We start from the raw sequence: 17033 nt of genomic DNA, 5'->3' as shown, positions 1-17033 counted from the left end.
TGTCGTTTGCAGATGGCCGCAGGAAGCCGTCGGTTTCAAGCGCTCTTTGAAAGTCCCCTGCGCACTTCCGGAATAACGCCGGTGCCGAGGATTTCGATGGCTTTCAGCATTTCGCGATGCTCGATGACGCCGACCCCGAACTGCAGCATTATGCGGTCGAACCTCAATGCCTCGTGGGCGGCGAGGATCTTCTCGGCCACTTCGGTGGGCCCGCCGACGAAGTAGCCGCCGCGCGGACCGCAAAACGCGGTGAAGGTCTCCCGGCTCTGGGTAGACATGCCACGCTCGCGCCCCAGATCGCCCATCCTGGCGGAATGCGCCGGATAATAGATGTCGATCGCCTTTTCCATGCTTTCATGAACGAACGCATGCGCATTCAGCGAGGTCTTCAGGCGGGACCTGTCTTGCCCGGCGGAGTGACCCGTTTGATGGTAGAGCTGCAGCAGCGGCGCAAGCCGCGCCCATTCGCCGCCGAGGATCAGGGCGAAGGCGGCGGGCAGGCCGAGGCTTGCCGCGCGAGCTGCCGACTGTGGCGTTCCACCGACCGCCATCCAGATCGGAAGCGGGGCCTGCACAGGCCGGGGATAGACCCCCAGCCCGTCGAGCGCCTGGGTATGTTTGCTGCCCGGCCAGTTCACATGCTCCTGTTTATTAATCGCCAGCAGCATGTGGAGCTTTTCGATGAACAGATCCTCGTAGTCATCCAGATCATAACCGAACAGGGGGAAGGACTCGATGAAGGCACCGCGCCCGGCGATGATCTCGGCGCGTCCATCGCTCAGCCCGTCCAGGGTTGCGAACTGTTGGAACACCCGCACCGGGTCGTCGGAACTCAGAACGGAAACGGTGCTGGTGAACCTTATATGCTTAGTTTGTGTCGCCGCGGCCGCAAGTGCGACCGCGATCGCCGAGACCGCATAGTCAGGCCGGTGATGTTCGCCCAGCCCGTAGACGTCGACCCCGACCTGATCGGCAAGAACGATTTCCTCGACGATGTTGCGCAGACGTTCGGGCGCGCTGACCGTTAATCCGGTATGCGGATTGGTGCCGATATCGCCGAAGGTGAAGAGTCCGATTTCCATTGGGCCTCGCATGATTGGTCAGGACAACCGGGTAGCAGTAGCGCCGCCCGGGTGTCGGAGTGGTAACTCACTCGTGGGTTAGCTTACGGTAACGACCAGCTTACCCGTGACATGCCCTTCGGCACTGAGCGCCTGGGCCTCGGCGATCTGCGAAAGCGGAAAGGTCTTCTCCACCTGCAGGCGCAAGGCGCCTTCCGAGTAGAGCCGCGCCGCTTCCGCCAACGCCCGTTCGGGGTGCTCCTGCGGCGTCGGCGTGAACTGCGCGCCATGTTCCGGCGCGGTGAAATCGGCAATCGAGATGACCCGCGACGCATCGCCGGTAATCTCGATCAGTTCTGGGATGATCCCGGCGCCGGCGAGATCCAGCGCCACGTCCACGCCCTGCGGCGCCAGTTCCTTCGCGCGTGCTGCGAGGCCCGGTTCATAGGTCGTCGGAATGGCGCCCAGTTCGCGCAGATAGTCGTGTTTGGCCGCGCTCGCCGTCCCGATGACGGTCATCCCGCGCGCCCGCGCGATCTGGATCGCCGCGGAGCCGACCCCGCCCGCTGCGCCACAGATCAGAACTGTCTCGCCGGCCTTCGCGTCCGTATAGTTGAGGCTGCGGATCGCTGTCTCCGAAGCCACGGAAAACCCACCGGCCACGTCGAAGGGCATGTCGTCGGGTTTGCGCGTCCAGTAGTTCAGCACCGCATATTCCGCCGCCGTGGCGACACCCGAGCCGAATACGGCATCGCCAACCGCGACGCCTGTCACGCCTTCGCCGACCTCGTCGACGATCCCGGCACCTTCGAAGCCGACACCAGAGGGGAATTCGACCGGCATGAAGTCCTTGAAGAGGCCTGCCCGTATCTTCCACTCTGCCGGATTGACCCCGGCCGCCTTGACCGCGATCCGAACCTGGCCCGGACCGGCATGGGGCTCGTCGATCTCGACGATCTTCAGGACCTCCGGTCCTCCATACTCATTGAACTGCACTGCTTTCATAATGGTTTCCTTGTGGTTCTTGTTGTCCAGCCTGCGTCAGGCGCTCAGCTCTTTAACCGCGGCGCGCACGGTCTCAGCCCAGGGTGTGGTCGGGCGGCCGATCAGGCTCTGAAGTGTGTGGCTGTCGTCCTGCAGCGCACCCTTTGCCGCCTGCGCATCGCTGTCAGCCAGCATGGCGGCGATTGGCCCCGGCAGGCCGGCGCCTTCGAGCGCCGCGGCAAACTCTGTTTCGCTCATGTCGACATAGGCGACGGGCTTGCCGGACGCGCTGGCGATTTGCGCGGCGAACTCGGCCATTGTGTAGCTCTCGTCGCCAGCCAGTTCGTAGACCGCGCCGGCTTCCGGCGTATCGGCGGTCAGGACGGCAACGGCGGCCTCCGCGAAATCCTGCCGGGTTGCACTAGAGAAGCGTCCTTCCCCGGCTGCCCCAATATAGGCGCCGTGCTCAAGCGCAGGCGCGATCGAGGCGGTCTTGTTCTCGGTATACCAGCCATTGCGCAGCAGGGCATAGGGGATGCCGGACGCCTTGATGGCGTTCTCGGTCTCCAGATGCTCTGCGGCGAGCCCGATCGGGGAACTGTCGGCCCTCAAAATAGAGGTATAAGCGATGAAGCTGACGCCGGCCGCCTTTGCGGCATTTATCGCATTCTTGTGCTGTGCTGTCCGCTTTCCCATTTCGGAGGCTGAGATAAGAAGCAGACGGTCGATGTCCTGGAACGCCTTCTCGAGCGAGGCAGGGTCGTCATAGTTCCCGACACGCACCTCGACGCCCAGCGCCTCGAGCGGCGCTGCCGAGTCCGGCCGCCGCACCAATGCGACGACATCTTGCGCAGGAACTTCCTTCACCAGATCGGCGACCGCAAGAGCGCCCAGTTGGCCTGATGCGCCGGTGACGAGGTATTTGGTAGCCATGACATTTTCCTTCACGCTTTGATTTTGGTTACAAAATGAGTTATGGTCTCGTTTCGTTACCAAGGATCGATAGGCATTGGAAGGAGGCAGTTTTCAATGACCAGGGAACACGTGAGTAACCTCCCGGAGGTGCCGGAAGAGATTATCCAACACTTTGATCAATGGCAGGCTGAAGGCGTCGATGCCTCCAACTGCCCGGTTCGGGACGTGCTCGACCGGATCGGTGACAAATGGTCGGTGTTGATCCTGATGATGCTCGCCCGCGAGCCCAAACGATTCAGTGCGCTGAACAAGGCGGTCGGGGACATCTCCAAGCGGATGCTCACACAGACGCTGAGGGCTTTGCAGCGCGACGGACTGGTTGAGAGGACCGTTTATCCAACGACACCACCGAGAGTCGACTACCGCCTGACCGACCTCGGCCATTCGGCGCTTCGGCCGCTGGCCGGGCTGATCGTCTGGGCCGACAAGCGCCATGACGATATCCGCGCCGCGCGTGATGCCTTCGACAGGCAAGAGACCGTTGCCGCTTAACGCATCGCCGCGCAACATCGAGCACTTTTAATGCCGATTGGTGGAAACATTGTCTCGCAGACATTTTCTTTATTTCAAATAGGATAGCAACCTGATGACCAAGCTTACACTGATCAGTTTCCCGCTATGCCCATTCGTTCAGCGGGCCGTCATCGCACTGAAAGAAAAAAGTGCTGATTTCGATGTCGTCTACATTGATCTGGCGGACAGGCCGGGCTGGTTTCGCGAGATATCGCCATTCGGGAAGGTTCCCATACTCAAGGTTGAAAGGGATCGGGAAGAGCCGGTCTATGTTTTCGAAAGCTCCGTGATCGTCGAGTATATCGAAGAGGCGGCGCCGGGACCGAAACTGCATCCACAGGATGCCCTGCAACGGGCGCGCCATCGTGCGTGGATGGAGTTTGCCTCGCAATTGCTGGGCGATCTCTGGAAATACACCACAGCGGGGAATGCAGCCGATCTCGATGCAGCTGCAATGGCGGTCCGGGAAAAATTCGGGCGTCTGGAAGGCGAAGTAGAGGGGCCGTATTTTGCCGGCGGTGGGTTTTCCTTTGTCGACGCCGCGTTCGGACCGGCGTTTCGTCAGATCGATACTATCGAAACCGTTTTGCCAACGGGTTTGGTCGAGGGCTTTGCCAAGCTAGAGGCTTGGCGCAAAGCACTTGCCGATCGTGCGAGCGTAAAGACCGCTGTTCCAACCGACTACGTCGATCGCTACCTGGGCTTTCTGCGCAAGAACGACGCATTCGTCCTGGGCAGCCATACATAGTTGCCGCATCAGTTAGGCGCAGCTAATCCCAGGGAGAAGGCATTGTTCCTTTGGATTCACGGTGATGAGCAGTGGCCTCGGTGTTCAGGGCGGCTGTGATCGGTGACCTCTGACCTGCTATTCGACGTGAAGCAAGGTTCCAGCGGGTCGGTCGCGGCGCGGCATAGTTTGGGCGCGTGTCGTGATGTACGCGCATTTACACGGCGCGTAAAACGTGTAATCTATCAGCAGTAAATACGTGTAATTCAACAACCAAGAAAACGCGTATCCTGCCGGGATGCTGATCGCGGACACATATCATGGCCACGCCAAATGAAAAGCTCGCTGCCTCGCTCGAGGTGCTCAAGGACCTGCAAGCGCAGCACGGCAATGTGCTGAAAAGCGGTGAACTCAGCCGTACGCATCGTGAGAGGCTCAAGAAGAACGGTTTCCTGAAGGACATCATCCTTGGCTGGCTGATCGTCACCCGTCCGCAGGACAAGCCCAACGAATCCACCTTCTGGTACACCTCCTTTTGGGATTTCTGCCGCCGCTATTGCCATGAGCGTTTCGGATCGGACTGGTGTTTCTCATCCGAGCAGTCGCTGTTGCTCCACGCGGAAAGCGGGTTTATCCCAAAACAGGTCATCATATGGAGCCCAAAGGGATCGGGGAACAACACCGTCCTGCCATTCGACACGTCGCTTTATGATCTCAAGAAGGCATTGCCTCCCAAAGAGGACATCGCCGCAAAGGACGGATTGTCTCTTCTGACCGTCGAGGCGGCACTGATCAACGTTCCTGAAGCGTTTTTCAGAAACTATCCGGCCGAGGCGCAGATCGTTCTCAGCGGCCTGAAGAACACAAATCCGCTTCTTTCCCGGCTACTTGACGGAGGTCACGTGTCGGCTGCGGGGAGGATCGCCGGTGCGCTACGTCGCATGGAACGGGGAGACGAGGCCGACGCCATAATTCGGAAAATGAAGGCAGCCGACTACGATATCCGGGAAAAAGACCCGTTTGCCGATGTTGAGCATGTCGCGTCTCTTCCCATCGGGATTTCTGCCCTTGCAGCGCGCGTGAACAACGCATGGGACAAACATCGGCAAACGATCATCGACCTGTTCCCGAAGGAACCCGGCCTGCCCACAGACAGGCAAGCCTATTTGGCCAAGGTCGATGATATCTATGTCAACGACGCCTATCACTCGCTGTCCATCGAGGGCTATTCCGTCACTGAGGAGTTGATTGAACAGGTACGGCAAGGTTCGTTTGATCCGCTTGGCAATCCCGAACACAAGAAGGACATCGACGCTTTGGCGGCGAGGGGATACTGGCAGGCGTTCCAGGCTGTCCGGGCATCAATCGAAAAGATCATCGCAGGAGAACCGCCAGGTCTGGTTGTGAGCAAGGAACACGATAGCTGGTATGAAGAGCTGTTTCGACCATCGGTGACTGCAGGCATCCTGAAGGCGGGGGCACTGGCCGGATATCGCAATCATCCCGTCTATCTGCGCGGTTCGCGACATACTCCACCTCGTGTCGAGGCCATTTCCGATGGAATGGCGGCATTGTTTCATCGGCTTCAGCACGAGGAATCAGCGGCAGTTCGGGCCGTGTTAGGCCATTGGCTCCTGGGTTACATTCATCCCTATCCGGATGGTAACGGCCGTATGGCGCGTTTCCTGATGAACACCATGCTTGCTTCGGGCGGCTATCCCTGGACGATCATCGATCTGGAACACAGGGCCGCCTACATGACGTCTTTGGAGGCCGCGAGTGTCGAAGGTTCAATTGCATCATTTGCCGAATTGATTGCGGACCGGCTTGCCTGGTCTGGCGAGTTGCCGAAAAAAGCACACTTGTCGTCATGACTTTGTAGATTGAGCCTGGAGAGAGCCACCCGAGGGATCGGGCAGGATGCTGGCTACCCTCACTGACCAAAGATTAGATATAAATTTTGGTCAGCGGTCTCTTCCAAAAGCCGGAATGTCGGGCAGTGAACATATTGGAGGTACGGCCGGAAATGACGTTGCTGTGGGCGTCGCCCTTCGGACCGGGCTGTTGGCAATGCTGAAGCCCCGGAACGGGTTTTCACCCATGCGGGCGGCCATCCCTGACCCAGGGGGCGGGACCTGGAGGCAAGGACTACCAGTGTTCACGGCGATTCACCGATGGGTTCAGCACAGAAATGCGATCCGGCGCCGCTGGCAGGCCGATGCCCGTCATCTTGCTGCTGCCGATGAGGTCAACGCCTATTACGAGGCACAACGCCGAGCCGCGCGTGCCCGTCATCACGGGGACCGGGACGAATTCTATCATTGGGTCAAAGTGGCAGCGGAAGTCGCGCGCATCAGTCCCCTCGCAGAAATGGACTTCGATGTCGTCCGCCGGATCGCGGACGAGGAGGAAGCCAAGGGGATGTGAGGCTGGGCCTGCCGCTTGCGCGCGGCGGCAGGCAAGGGAAGCTGCGCCACGTCTGGCTGCGAATAAATCTGCCCCGGCACAATTGCCGGATTGCCAGCCGCGCCCTGGCCTGCCTTGCTCTTCGCGGCATCCGGGTCCCGCCCCTAAAGACCAGGGAGCGGAAACCGGATAGAGGACCGCGCAAGACGCGGAAAGAAAATGGAAAAAGCCGAGCTCGAAGAGCTGAGAGAGAAGGTGAATTGCGGGGCGGTCCTGGAAACCGCCGGCTTCGCCGTCGATCTGAAGGAAAGCACCCGCAAGGCGGTCAAGTACCGCCGCGGCGACGACATCATCATCGTCATTCACGAGGGCAAGGGTTGGTTCGATCCGCTGTCGGAGGCCAAGGGGGACGTCTTCAGACTGGTCGAGCATCTCGACGGTCTCCCGTTCGCGGCCGCGCTTTATGTCGTCGCCGATCTGGTCGGCTTCGTCCCTTCCGAACCGGAATGGAAGCGATTGTCACGCGCGCACGCGCCTGATCTCTCCATTCCCGAACGCTGGAACGCGCGGCGCAAACCCTGGCGTGGATCGCTGACATGGCGCTATCTGCACGACGAGCGTGACATTCCCGAGGCGATTCTCAGAGCGGCCATCACGCAGGACATCCTGTGCGAAGGCCCGCAAAGCAGCATGTGGGCGGCCCATCGGGACCGCTCCGGCGCCGTGACCGGCTGGGAGGAGCGCGGTCCCGACTGGCGTGGATTTGCAACGGGAGGCGCGAAAGTCCTCTTTCGGTTTGGGCCCGCCGATGGGCCGCGACTTTGCGTCACCGAGGCCGCGATCGACGCTATGAGCCTTGCCGCACTCGAGGAACAGCGCCCCGACACGCGCTATCTCAGCACCGGCGGCGGCTGGTCGCCGGCGAGCTCCGAGGCGCTGCTCGATCTTGCCGTCCAGCCAGACGCCCTCCTGGTCGCGGCCACCGACAACAATGCGCAAGGGGAGACCTATGCCACAAGACTCGAGGCGCTTGCCACCGATGCCGGTTGCGGCTTCGTGCGCCTGTGCCCGGAGCTTGAGGACTGGAACCACGTCCTGCGGGAGACGGTGAGAAAGACGAAGGAAAAGGGAGAGGGAGAGGGAGAGGGAGAGGGAGAGGGGAGAAAGCCCTGCCGCATGCCCGCCACCCGCCTCAAGGGTGAAGCTCCGCCCGGCTGACGCCGGCCCTTGACCCGGCCGGACGGAGAGGCGGCCGCGGGAAAGGGTCCGGAAGGGCTGAAGAAGATGGTGACACCGAAAGGGTGCGCCGCGCTCCGGCCCGGGACAAGTCCCGAAGGAGCCTGCCATGACCTCTCATCCATCCATCCGAAAAGTCTATTTCGGCACTACCGATCGCCACCAGATGTTCAGATTATTTGACCGCCATGCCGAGCGGCCCAACCGCTGGCAAAACGATGACAGCGCGCTTTACGCCGGCGAATGGTTCGAAATCGCGCAAGCCCAGCATGACTATATGCTCGAAATCCTGCCGCCGCTCTGGATGCGCGGAGAGATGTTCGCCATGCGCGAATTCCTGACCGGCAGCATCGCCAGCGTCTTCTATACGCTCAGCATCAATGGCGTGACCCGGTACTTCCACGCCTATTGCGACCTGTCCGATCCGCGGTCCGTCTATGACATGCGCGATGCGATCGTCGAGCGCGAACGGCAGCCGGTCAAGGCGATGACCCGCGACGAGCGGATCGAGCACATCTGGAGCGCCACCCACGACAAGTATCGCGGTTATGCCGGCGACGACTTCCGCCCCGAACATCGCGGCAAGCGGACAGTCATCGTCTACGCCAAGCCGGTCACGCGGTTCGAGCTGCTCGAGAGCCTGACCGATCAGCAGATCTCCGAAAAGCTGCCGGTGCATTTGCGTCACCTGCCGCTGCCCGAAGCCGCGTGAGGTGGGCCATGTTCACATTTCCGATCCTTGCGGTGCGCAAGGTCATCGCGCGCGGCGAAGAGGATGCCGCCGCCAATGGCGGTTTCCGCAATCCCTATTACGGCACACGGCCGGGAGAGGGCGAAAAGCCCGGCTTCTGGCTCGTCGGCGACGAGGGCGTCTACATCATCTCCAACGGCAAGCTCGCCGAAGGTCAGAAACCACTCGTCGTTTATTCGACCGAGTGCCACCCGAAGGGCGATACCGACTGGTGGGACTACAAACGCCGACACTTCGGCGGCGATGACGGCATCGAGTTTATCGATGCCGATCTGCTGGTTCCAAGCTTCAACCGCAGCTTCGGGATCACCCATCTCGGCATCCAGCTTACGGAGAACGATATCTCGTTCTCGCTGATCACCCGCTAACCCCGCTTTCAAATCCGCACGTGGCAAACGCTGCCGGGCCTCCCGGCGGCGCGGCTTCGTGCGCCCGCCTTACAGGAGACATCACCATGTCAGACCACGATCCCTTCACGCTCGATATGTTCGGTAGCTCGGCCTTGTCCTCGGGGCTCGGCCTTGGCGTCACCGCCTTCGCCGATGGCCCAAAGGCTGAAACAGGCGAGACCGAACCTGCGCCCTTGGCGAATTCATCCGGTTCGCCAGCGCGCGAGGAGTCCGCGAAACGACCGGCGGCCGAAGCGCCCGAGCGCGGCAGCAACTTCCATCTTTCCGGAAATCGCGCCTTGGCAAAGGGCTGGAAAGCCCGCGCCCGTGCCAACCTCGACGCCATCTCGCTTGCCGCGGCGATCGCGGGGGAGGACCGGCCCGCGACGTCCGAAGAGCAGGCACGCCTCATCCGGTTCACCGGGTTCGGCGCCTCCGATCTCGCCAACACAATCTTCACCCGGCCGGGCGAGGAGGGATTCCGCAAGGGTTGGGAAGTGCTTGGCGAAGAGCTGCAGGCATCCGTGAACGAGGCCGACTACGCCTCGCTCGCCCGCTGCACGCAATATGCGCATTTCACGCCTGAGTTCATCGTCCGGGCGATCTGGAAAGGGCTCGAGCGCCTCGGCTGGCGAGGCGGCCGTGTGCTCGAACCGGGCATCGGGACGGGGCTGTTTCCGGCCCTGATCCCGGCGGCACTAAGGGATGCGTCTTTCGTCACCGGCGTCGAGCTCGATCCGGTCACGGCGCGGATCGCTCGCCTTCTGCAGCCGGTCGCCCGCATCATCGAGGGCGATTTCGCGCGCACCGATCTGCCGGCGCATTTCGATCTCGCCATCGGTAATCCGCCGTTCTCGGATCGGACGGTTCGCTCCGACCGCGCCTACCGGTCGATGGGTCTGCGTCTGCATGATTATTTCATCGCCCGATCGATAGACCTTCTGAAACCCGGCGCGCTGGCCGCCTTCGTCACATCGTCGGGCACGATGGACAAGGTGGATGCCGCGGCGCGCAAACACATCGCCAAGTCGGCCGACCTGATCGCCGCGATCCGCCTGCCCGAAGGCAGTTTTCGCGCAGATGCCGGCTCGGATGTCGTCGTCGATATCCTGTTCTTCCGCAAGCGCAAGCCCGGCGAGCCGCAGGGCGAGGCGAACTGGCTGGACCTCGTCGAGGTCGTTGCCGCCAGCGAGGACAGCGAGGCCGTCCGGGTCAACCGCTGGTTTGCCGACCATCCGGACCATGTACTCGGCCGTCACGCGACCACATCCGGTCCCTTCGGCGAGACCTATACCTGTCTGCCCGATGAGGGCGATCTCGAAACCAGGTTAGACACGGCCATCCTTTCCCTCCCGGAAGCCCTTTATGATGGCGAGCCCGAAGCGATCGATGTCGATCTTGAGCTTCGCCCCACAGATATCGACATCGTTAGACCCGAGGATGTCCATGTCAGGGAAGGCAGCTTTGTCTTCGACGCGTCGAGGGGCCTCATGCAGGTGCTTGACGGCAAACCCGCTCCGGTTCTCATCCGTAGGGGCCGATCCGGCGAAGGGTTCTCCGAAAAGCAGATCAACATCGTCCGAAAGCTGATCCCGGTCCGAGACGCGGTGCGCGCGGTCCTCAAGGCCCAGGAGACCGATCAGCCCTGGCGGGACCTGCAGGTGAAGCTGCGCATCGCCTGGTCGAGCTTCGTGCGCGACTTCGGGCCGATCAATCAAACCAGGGTGTCGATCACGGAAAACGAGGCGACGGGTGAAACGCGCGAGACCCATCGCCGTCCGAACCTGCAGCCCTTCCTCGACGACCCGGATTGCTGGCTGGTCGCATCGATCGAGACCTACGATCTCGATACGGATACGGCCAAGCCCGGCCCGATCTTTTCCGAGCGGGTCATCGCACCGCCGTCGCCGCCGGTGATCACCAGTGCCGCCGATGCGCTCGCCGTCGTTCTCAACGAGCGCGGGCATGTCGATGTCGACCATATCGCCGAACTGCTGCATGAAGACCGCGAGACGGTCATCGAGGAGCTGGGCAGCGCGATCTACCGCGATCCGGCGGATGGGTCATGGCAGACATCCGACGCCTATCTCTCCGGTCCCGTGCGCGACAAGCTGGCGATCGCCGAGGCCGCAGCGGAGCTCGACCCGGCATACAGCCGCAATGTCGAGGCGCTCGAAGCCGTGCAGCCGGCCGATCTCAGCCCATCCGAGATCACCGCGCGGCTTGGCGCGCCATGGATTCCCGCTTCCGATGTCGTCGACTTCGTCAAGGAGACGATGGGAACGGACATCACGATCCGGCACATGCCGGAACTCGCCTCCTGGACGGTCGATGCCCGCATGCTTGCCTATCGCGCCGAGGGCACGTCCGAATGGGGAACCAAGCGCCGGCATGCCGGCGAGCTGCTCGCCGATGCCCTCAACAGCCGGATCCCGCAGATCTTCGATACCGTGAAGGACGGCGATAGCGAGCGGCGGGTGCTCAATGTCGTCGACACCGAGGCGGCCAAGGAAAAGCTGACCAAGATCAAGAACGCGTTCCAGAGTTGGGTCTGGTCCGATTCCGTCCGCACCGACCGGCTGGCGCGGGTCTACAACGATACCTTCAATAATATCGCGCCCCGATCCTTCGACGGGGACCATCTCCAGTTGCCGGGCGCCTCTGGCGCCTTTGTTCTTTATGGCCACCAGAAACGCGGCATCTGGCGGATCATCTCGTCGGGCGCCACCTATCTCGCCCATGCCGTCGGCGCCGGCAAGACCATGACGATGGCGGCCGCCATCATGGAACAGCGCCGGCTCGGCCTGATCTCGAAAGCCATGCTGGTCGTTCCCGGCCATTGCCTGGCGCAGGCCGCACGAGAGTTCCTGGCGCTCTATCCGACGGCGCGGATCCTGGTCGCCGACGAGACCAACTTCACAAAGGACAAGCGCCATCGCTTCCTGTCGCGGGCCGCCACGGCCAATTGGGACGCGATCATCATCACCCATTCGGCCTTCAAGTTCATCGCCGTCCCGGCCGAATTCGAGCGCCAGATGATCGAGGACGAGCTTACGCTCTACGAGGAACTGCTCACCCGGGTCGAAAGCGACGACCGGGTGTCGCGCAAACGCCTCGAGCGGCTGAAGGAAGGATTGCGGGACCGGTTGGAGGCGCTCGGCTCGGTCAAGGACGACCTCCTGGGGTCGTTTGCGGGAGGGGGCGGAATCCTACGCTAAGGCTTTGGCCAACGATATTCTCCGGTAAGGTTGATGTGCTCCCATCCGAGGGGCGAGACATGGGCCAGCAGATCGGGCAATAGCAATTTTCCCTCGCGTTTCTGGTTGGCGACGACTTCGCCCAGCTTCATGGTGTTCCAGAAGATGATGATCGCAGCGAGCAGGTTCATGCCGGCGATCCGGTAATGCTGGCCTTCGGCGGAACGGTCGCGGATTTCACCCCGGCGATGGAAGCTGATTGCCCGCTTCAGCGCATGATGCGCTTCGCCCTTGTTGAGCCCGATCTGGGCGCGGCGTTGCAGATCGGCGTCCAGAATCCAGTCGATCATGAACAGGGTTCGCTCGACGCGGCCGACCTCGCGCAAAGCCGTGGCAAGTTCGTTCTGCCGCGGATAGGAGGCGAGCTTGCGCAGTATCTGGCTGGGCGCGATGCTTCCGGCCGCAATAGTGGCGGCGATGCGCAGGATGTCGGGCCAGTTGCGCTCGATCATGGCCTGGTTGATCTTGCCGCCGATCAAGGCCCGCAAGTGCGCCGGGGCGGCCGATGGATTGAACGCATAGAGTCGCTTGGACGGCAGATCCCGGATGCGAGGGGCAAACCGGTAGCCGAGAATGGCGCATGCGGCAAAGACGTGATCGGTGAAGCCGCCCGTGTCGGTGAACTGCTCGCGGATATGGCGGCCAGCGTCATTCATGAGCAGGCCGTCGAGGATATAGGGGGCTTCGCTCGCCGTTGCAGGTATCACCTGGGTCGCGAACGCCGCATATTGGTCGGAGACGTGGCTATAGGCTTTCAGGCCCGGGGTATTGCCGTACTTCGCGTTGACCAGGTTCATGGCTTCGCCCTGCTCTGTGGCGGCGAAGAACTGGCCGTCGCTCGAAGCCGAAGTGCCCATGCCCCAGAACTGGGCCATGGGTAACGCTGCCTGCGCCTCGACCACCATGGCCAGCGCCCGGTCGTACGCTTCGCCTTCGACATGCCACCGTCCAATGCGGATCAACTCCCAGAAGGTGTGAGTGTTGGTGGCGTCCGCCATTTTGCGCAGGCCGAGATTGATCCCCTCTGCCAAGATAACGTTCATAAGCCCGATCCGGTCGGCGCAGGGGGCGCCCGTGCGTAAATGGGTGAAAGCTTCGCAGAAGCCGGTCGCAGCATCCGCTTCCAGTAAAAGATCGGTGATGCGTGTGGGCGCTATCTGCTTGTAGAGATCGAGCACTAGGTCCTCGGCGCCGTCGGGTGCGGCGGCTTCGAGCTTGTCGATATGCAGGACGCCGCTTTCGATCGACCCGCCGGGAATCGTGCCCGTGCGCGCGGCACGGCCAAGCTCGCGCAAACGGATGTCGAGGCGCGCTTGCCGGTCTGCCAGCCATTCCTCCGGCCGCAACGGCACGGCAAGACGGCCGCTTTCCGCCGCGGCCTGCGCCGGAACGAGTGCGTGTTTCAGATCAGCATAGCGCCGGGATCTGGCCAGCCAGACATCCCCGGATCGGAAGGCATCGCGCAGATGGAACAGCACCGCGATCTCCCAGAGGCGAGTGTCGCCAGCCGCCTGGGCACGAAGATGACGATGCCATTTCGAACTCGGCCGCAGGAAGCCGGTATGTGCACGATCGTTCAAACCGTTGCGTAGGACCATCACGGCTTCCAGCAGCGGCATTGCGACCGGCGCAGCCCGAAGATCAAGCAAACGCAACATCCGCGGGGAATAGCGACGGAAGCGATGATACCCGTCGAGCACATGATTGAGCGGATCGTCGGCCATGGTGGCGGTCAGCCTGGTTGCCACTGCAACAAGGGTTTTGAAGCCATCCCAACCCGAACCGCTCGCGATGACGGTTTCCAGCGGCTGGCCGTCATCCTGTGCATCGACCAGGGCACCGCCAATTTCGGCGAAGGATTTCAAGGTGTCGCGCACCGCGTTCGCTTCATCCGCGACCTTCGCCTGGCAAATGCGCTCCGAAGCACGGTAGAGCCTGCCGACGATCCGGTCATGGGTCTCGACCACGGCGTCGGCAAGCATCGCCTGCCATTCTGATGCGCACACGGCCAGAATCGCAAGCCGCCTGTCCTCCGGGAGATCACGCATGCCGTCGGCATAATACCGCTCGCCCTGCCTGCGCAGACGTGTCACCCGATGGGCAGGAACACTGGCCAGCAGATCCTCGGGAAGATCAACACGTTGCAGGTATTCTAGCCGATCGAGCAGCCGGTTGGCCGACGCAGAGTTCGAGCCAGGCTCAAACTGCCGCAGCCACACGAAGCGGGTCACCCGATCGTCCGCCGTCTCCTCGAGCAATGCCAGTAACTGTTCCCGGATCGGCATGGACAACCGGCTGGCGATCCTCGTCTCGGTCCGCCGCTCGGCGTCGACCAGGGCCGTGGCGCAAAGCCGCTCGATCGTCGATGTCGCAGGAAGGACCGTGCGAGTTCGACGGCACTCGATCACGAAGCGACGGGCGATATCCTCGTTCGACACCGCCATCTCGGCTTCTCGGAACAGCCAATCCTTCAGCTCGCGCGCACCACGTCCCGAAAAGGTGCGGTATCCGTAGAGCGCCCGCAACTCGGAAAGATGCTCGTGCCGCGTCTCCTCGCGAGCGGCATAGTCAACGAGATCGTCGGCATTCAAGCCGAGTTGCGCTCCGATGAACTCGACGACCTCCGCCGGAATCAGCTCGCCCGGAGCCAGCACCCGACCAGGATAGCGTAGGACGCATAATTGCAAGGCGAAGCCGAACCTGTTGTGCGGGCGGCGACGCTGCCCGATATGCCCGAGATCCTCGTCACTCAGCGTATAGTGTTTGAGCAAGTCCGCCTGCGAGGTCGGCAGGCGCAACAGCGCGTCCTTCTGCCGATCGGTTAGAGTGACGCGACGTGGCATCGATGTTCCTTTTTCAAAATTTGATGATGTTCAAGATGCTTTGTTTATGAAGCTGGTTGAGATACATTTCTAGAGACCGATGCAATCGTGGCCGGCGCGCCGCCTCAAACCAACGTTTAAGAAACATGCTGATCGGATATGCCCGCGTTTCCAAAGCCGATGGCTCACAGTCCCTCGACCTGCAGCACGACGATCTGCGCGCCGCCGGTGTCGAACAGGACAACATCTATGAGGATCGCGCTTCCGGCGCTCGGGATGATCGGCCTGGCCTGGCCGCCTGCCTAAAAACCTTGCGCGAAGGCGATGTGCTGGTGGTCTGGAAGCTCGATCGCCTCGGACGGTCGCTTGCCCACCTGGTCAACACCGTGAAGGATCTGTCAGAACGCAGGATCGGCCTGCGGGTGTTGACCGGAAAGGGTGCGCAGATCGACACCACAACCGCATCCGGCCGCATGGTGTTCGGTATCTTCGCCACCTTGGCCGAGTTTGAGCGGGATCTGATCCGGGAACGCACCATGGCCGGTCTCGCCGCCGCAAGGGCGCGCGGACGCAAGGGCGGTCGAAAATTTGCCCTCACCAAAGCTCAGGTGCGCCTCGCGCAAGCCGCCATGGCGCAACGCGACACGTCCGTTTCCAATTTGTGCAAGGAACTGGGGATCGAGCGCGTCACCCTCTACCGCTATGTCGGCCCGAACGGCGAACTCAGGAACTACGGAAAGCGTGTCCTCGGCTTAGCGTAGGATTTCGCCCCCTCCCGCAAACGACCCCAGTATGTGGGTTGCTGGCGAACTCGTCCATCTCGAAGATCTGGTTCTCCACGATGCACAGATGGACGTTCGCGCACCGAGTCACGAGCTGGTCATAGCGCACAGGATCGTCCGGGCGAGACGGCGGATATCGCGGAACGACCCCGGTTGGGCGGTTTCCCGATCAGGGATAATGGCGCTCGCCGGAATCGCCCAGGAGCCTGCTGGCGAGCAAGAACAGCTCGATAGAGGAGAGGAGGGGGCTGACGTCGAACACGATGACATCGACGTTCTTTCTCCCGAACTGGCCGAGATCGATGAGGTCCTAGCCAGAACGGAATGGCTGGTCGATGGTGACGCATCCGGTGCCCAGAAGTCGCGTGAACCGGAAGTTAGCATCGGCGAGCTGCTCATCCGTGATCCCGAGTGGGATGAAACCGAGCGGGTCGCCGCCTGGCTTGAGTTGGTCAAGACGGTGGAGGTGCTTCCGGCAACCTTGGCCGCGGCCGTTCTATGGGACGCATGGGAGCATCTCGAGCCGATACAGCGTCAGCACTGGCTCGGGCAAATTCTTATTTCTGACTTCATGAGATCGCGCGGAAAGGTCCGATCGCACTTGCTGGCCTATTCGGTGGGTTTGCGAGAAATCCCCCGCGAGCGCCGTCGAGCACGCGATCGAACGACCAGGCTGGTCGCCTATCTCGATGCCCTGAGCGCTTCCGCTGGAGCCGGGCTCAAGGATGTTGACCGCCTGACACTGGCAAGGCGGCAACTCCAGCGGAAGGCGGCGGGCAAGCGATCGACGAGCAGCCTGCCCATCGCAATCGATCTTCTTCTGTCGCGACCTATCGTGTCAGCGCACATGATTGCGAAGGCGGCCAGGATCTCGCCACGCGGGGCCTTAAACTTGGTGAGAGAACTCAGCGTCCGTGAAATGACTGGGAGAGGGCGCTATCGAGCGTGGGGGATCTTATAGGTTGCTCATCGCCAACATTTTCCCATACGTCAATCAGTGGTTTCGAGGCGAGCGAAATGACCAAACCCACACGAAAGCCGACAGAGTGTTGATTTCCGCCGAGAACTGACCCGGGATTGAGGGATTTTTCCATCGAGAAGTGACCCATGTTTGAACCCACCCCTGCTTG

General features: G+C 61.8%; 13 protein-coding genes and 1 pseudogene. 10 read left to right on the top strand and 4 right to left on the bottom strand.

The features are described 5' to 3' along the window. Window positions 1-35 precede the first annotated feature (35 nt). The 3 genes from WA367_RS00740 to WA367_RS00730 all read right to left on the bottom strand — a co-directional run bounded on the left by WA367_RS00740 (window position 36) and on the right by WA367_RS00730 (window position 2978). Window positions 36-1082 carry an LLM class flavin-dependent oxidoreductase gene (locus WA367_RS00740; protein WP_127601090.1) on the bottom strand — a complete coding sequence of 349 codons (1047 nt, stop codon included), beginning with the start codon at window positions 1080-1082 and terminating at the stop codon, window positions 36-38. A gap of 78 nt (window positions 1083-1160) precedes the next feature. Next, window positions 1161-2066: an NADP-dependent oxidoreductase gene (locus tag WA367_RS00735; protein WP_127601092.1), complete on the bottom strand. Its 906-nt coding sequence runs from the start codon at window positions 2064-2066 to the stop codon at window positions 1161-1163. A gap of 36 nt (window positions 2067-2102) precedes the next feature. Continuing rightward, window positions 2103-2978 (bottom strand): SDR family oxidoreductase, encoded by an 876-nt coding sequence (locus tag WA367_RS00730; protein WP_127601094.1) that lies wholly within the window; start codon window positions 2976-2978, stop codon window positions 2103-2105. Between the two features lie 96 nt (window positions 2979-3074). On the opposite strand from WA367_RS00730, the gene WA367_RS00725 reads away from it, so the two are divergent. The 8 genes and pseudogenes from WA367_RS00725 to WA367_RS00690 form a co-directional block, all read left to right on the top strand. After that, window positions 3075-3512: a winged helix-turn-helix transcriptional regulator gene (locus tag WA367_RS00725; protein WP_127601097.1), complete on the top strand. Its 438-nt coding sequence runs from the start codon at window positions 3075-3077 to the stop codon at window positions 3510-3512. Between the two features lie 94 nt (window positions 3513-3606). Next, a complete protein-coding gene (locus WA367_RS00720; protein ID WP_127601099.1) occupies window positions 3607-4281 on the top strand; it encodes a glutathione S-transferase family protein in 675 nt (224 codons plus the stop codon). 338 nt (window positions 4282-4619) lie between these two features. After that, window positions 4620-6134 (top strand): Fic family protein, encoded by a 1515-nt coding sequence (locus WA367_RS00715; protein WP_336054966.1) that lies wholly within the window; start codon window positions 4620-4622, stop codon window positions 6132-6134. Window positions 6135-6414: 280 nt separating this feature from the next. Beyond that, window positions 6415-6687, top strand: coding sequence for a hypothetical protein (locus tag WA367_RS00710; protein ID WP_127601104.1), 273 nt, complete (start codon window positions 6415-6417; stop codon window positions 6685-6687). A gap of 198 nt (window positions 6688-6885) precedes the next feature. After that, on the top strand, window positions 6886-7884 hold the full coding sequence (locus tag WA367_RS00705) for a DUF3991 and toprim domain-containing protein (RefSeq protein ID WP_127601106.1): 999 nt from the start codon (window positions 6886-6888) through the stop codon (window positions 7882-7884). Window positions 7885-8011: 127 nt separating this feature from the next. Beyond that, window positions 8012-8614: a DUF1419 domain-containing protein gene (locus WA367_RS00700; protein WP_127601108.1), complete on the top strand. Its 603-nt coding sequence runs from the start codon at window positions 8012-8014 to the stop codon at window positions 8612-8614. A gap of 8 nt (window positions 8615-8622) precedes the next feature. Continuing rightward, the gene (locus WA367_RS00695; protein WP_127601110.1) at window positions 8623-9021 is read left to right on the top strand and encodes a DUF3085 domain-containing protein; all 399 of its coding nucleotides are present in this window, start codon (window positions 8623-8625) and stop codon (window positions 9019-9021) included. A gap of 86 nt (window positions 9022-9107) precedes the next feature. Continuing rightward, a pseudogene (locus tag WA367_RS00690) lies at window positions 9108-12224 on the top strand (DEAD/DEAH box helicase family protein); the annotation flags it as partial. A gap of 32 nt (window positions 12225-12256) precedes the next feature. Here WA367_RS00690 and WA367_RS00685 read toward each other — a convergent pair. Next, window positions 12257-15142, bottom strand: a complete 2886-nt coding sequence (locus tag WA367_RS00685; RefSeq protein ID WP_127601112.1) for a Tn3 family transposase — start codon at window positions 15140-15142, stop codon at window positions 12257-12259. 125 nt (window positions 15143-15267) lie between these two features. On the opposite strand from WA367_RS00685, the gene WA367_RS00680 reads away from it, so the two are divergent. Beyond that, entirely contained in the window at window positions 15268-15882 is a 615-nt protein-coding gene (locus WA367_RS00680; protein WP_108610824.1) for a recombinase family protein, read from the top strand. 31 nt (window positions 15883-15913) lie between these two features. After that, window positions 15914-16864 carry an RHE_PE00001 family protein gene (locus tag WA367_RS00675; RefSeq protein WP_336054965.1) on the top strand — a complete coding sequence of 317 codons (951 nt, stop codon included), beginning with the start codon at window positions 15914-15916 and terminating at the stop codon, window positions 16862-16864. Window positions 16865-17033: the final 169 nt, after the last annotated feature.

The organism is Nitratireductor sp. CH_MIT9313-5, assembly GCF_037029545.1.
Classification (GTDB): domain Bacteria; phylum Pseudomonadota; class Alphaproteobacteria; order Rhizobiales; family Rhizobiaceae; genus Chelativorans.
The sequence above is the reverse complement of the archived record's forward strand: the minus strand, read 5'-3'. Positions and strand labels throughout refer to the sequence as shown.

Coding starts and splice junctions, on each gene's coding strand:
- WA367_RS00680 (WP_108610824.1), top strand. CDS start 15,268: ATGCTGATCGGATATGCCCGCGTTTCCAAAGCCGATGGCTCACAGTCC.
- WA367_RS00725 (WP_127601097.1), top strand. CDS start 3,075: ATGACCAGGGAACACGTGAGTAACCTCCCGGAGGTGCCGGAAGAGATT.
- WA367_RS00675 (WP_336054965.1), top strand. CDS start 15,914: ATGTGGGTTGCTGGCGAACTCGTCCATCTCGAAGATCTGGTTCTCCAC.
- WA367_RS00740 (WP_127601090.1), bottom strand. CDS start 1,082: ATGGAAATCGGACTCTTCACCTTCGGCGATATCGGCACCAATCCGCAT.
- WA367_RS00700 (WP_127601108.1), top strand. CDS start 8,012: ATGACCTCTCATCCATCCATCCGAAAAGTCTATTTCGGCACTACCGAT.
- WA367_RS00695 (WP_127601110.1), top strand. CDS start 8,623: ATGTTCACATTTCCGATCCTTGCGGTGCGCAAGGTCATCGCGCGCGGC.
- WA367_RS00705 (WP_127601106.1), top strand. CDS start 6,886: ATGGAAAAAGCCGAGCTCGAAGAGCTGAGAGAGAAGGTGAATTGCGGG.
- WA367_RS00685 (WP_127601112.1), bottom strand. CDS start 15,142: ATGCCACGTCGCGTCACTCTAACCGATCGGCAGAAGGACGCGCTGTTG.
- WA367_RS00730 (WP_127601094.1), bottom strand. CDS start 2,978: ATGGCTACCAAATACCTCGTCACCGGCGCATCAGGCCAACTGGGCGCT.
- WA367_RS00720 (WP_127601099.1), top strand. CDS start 3,607: ATGACCAAGCTTACACTGATCAGTTTCCCGCTATGCCCATTCGTTCAG.
- WA367_RS00735 (WP_127601092.1), bottom strand. CDS start 2,066: ATGAAAGCAGTGCAGTTCAATGAGTATGGAGGACCGGAGGTCCTGAAG.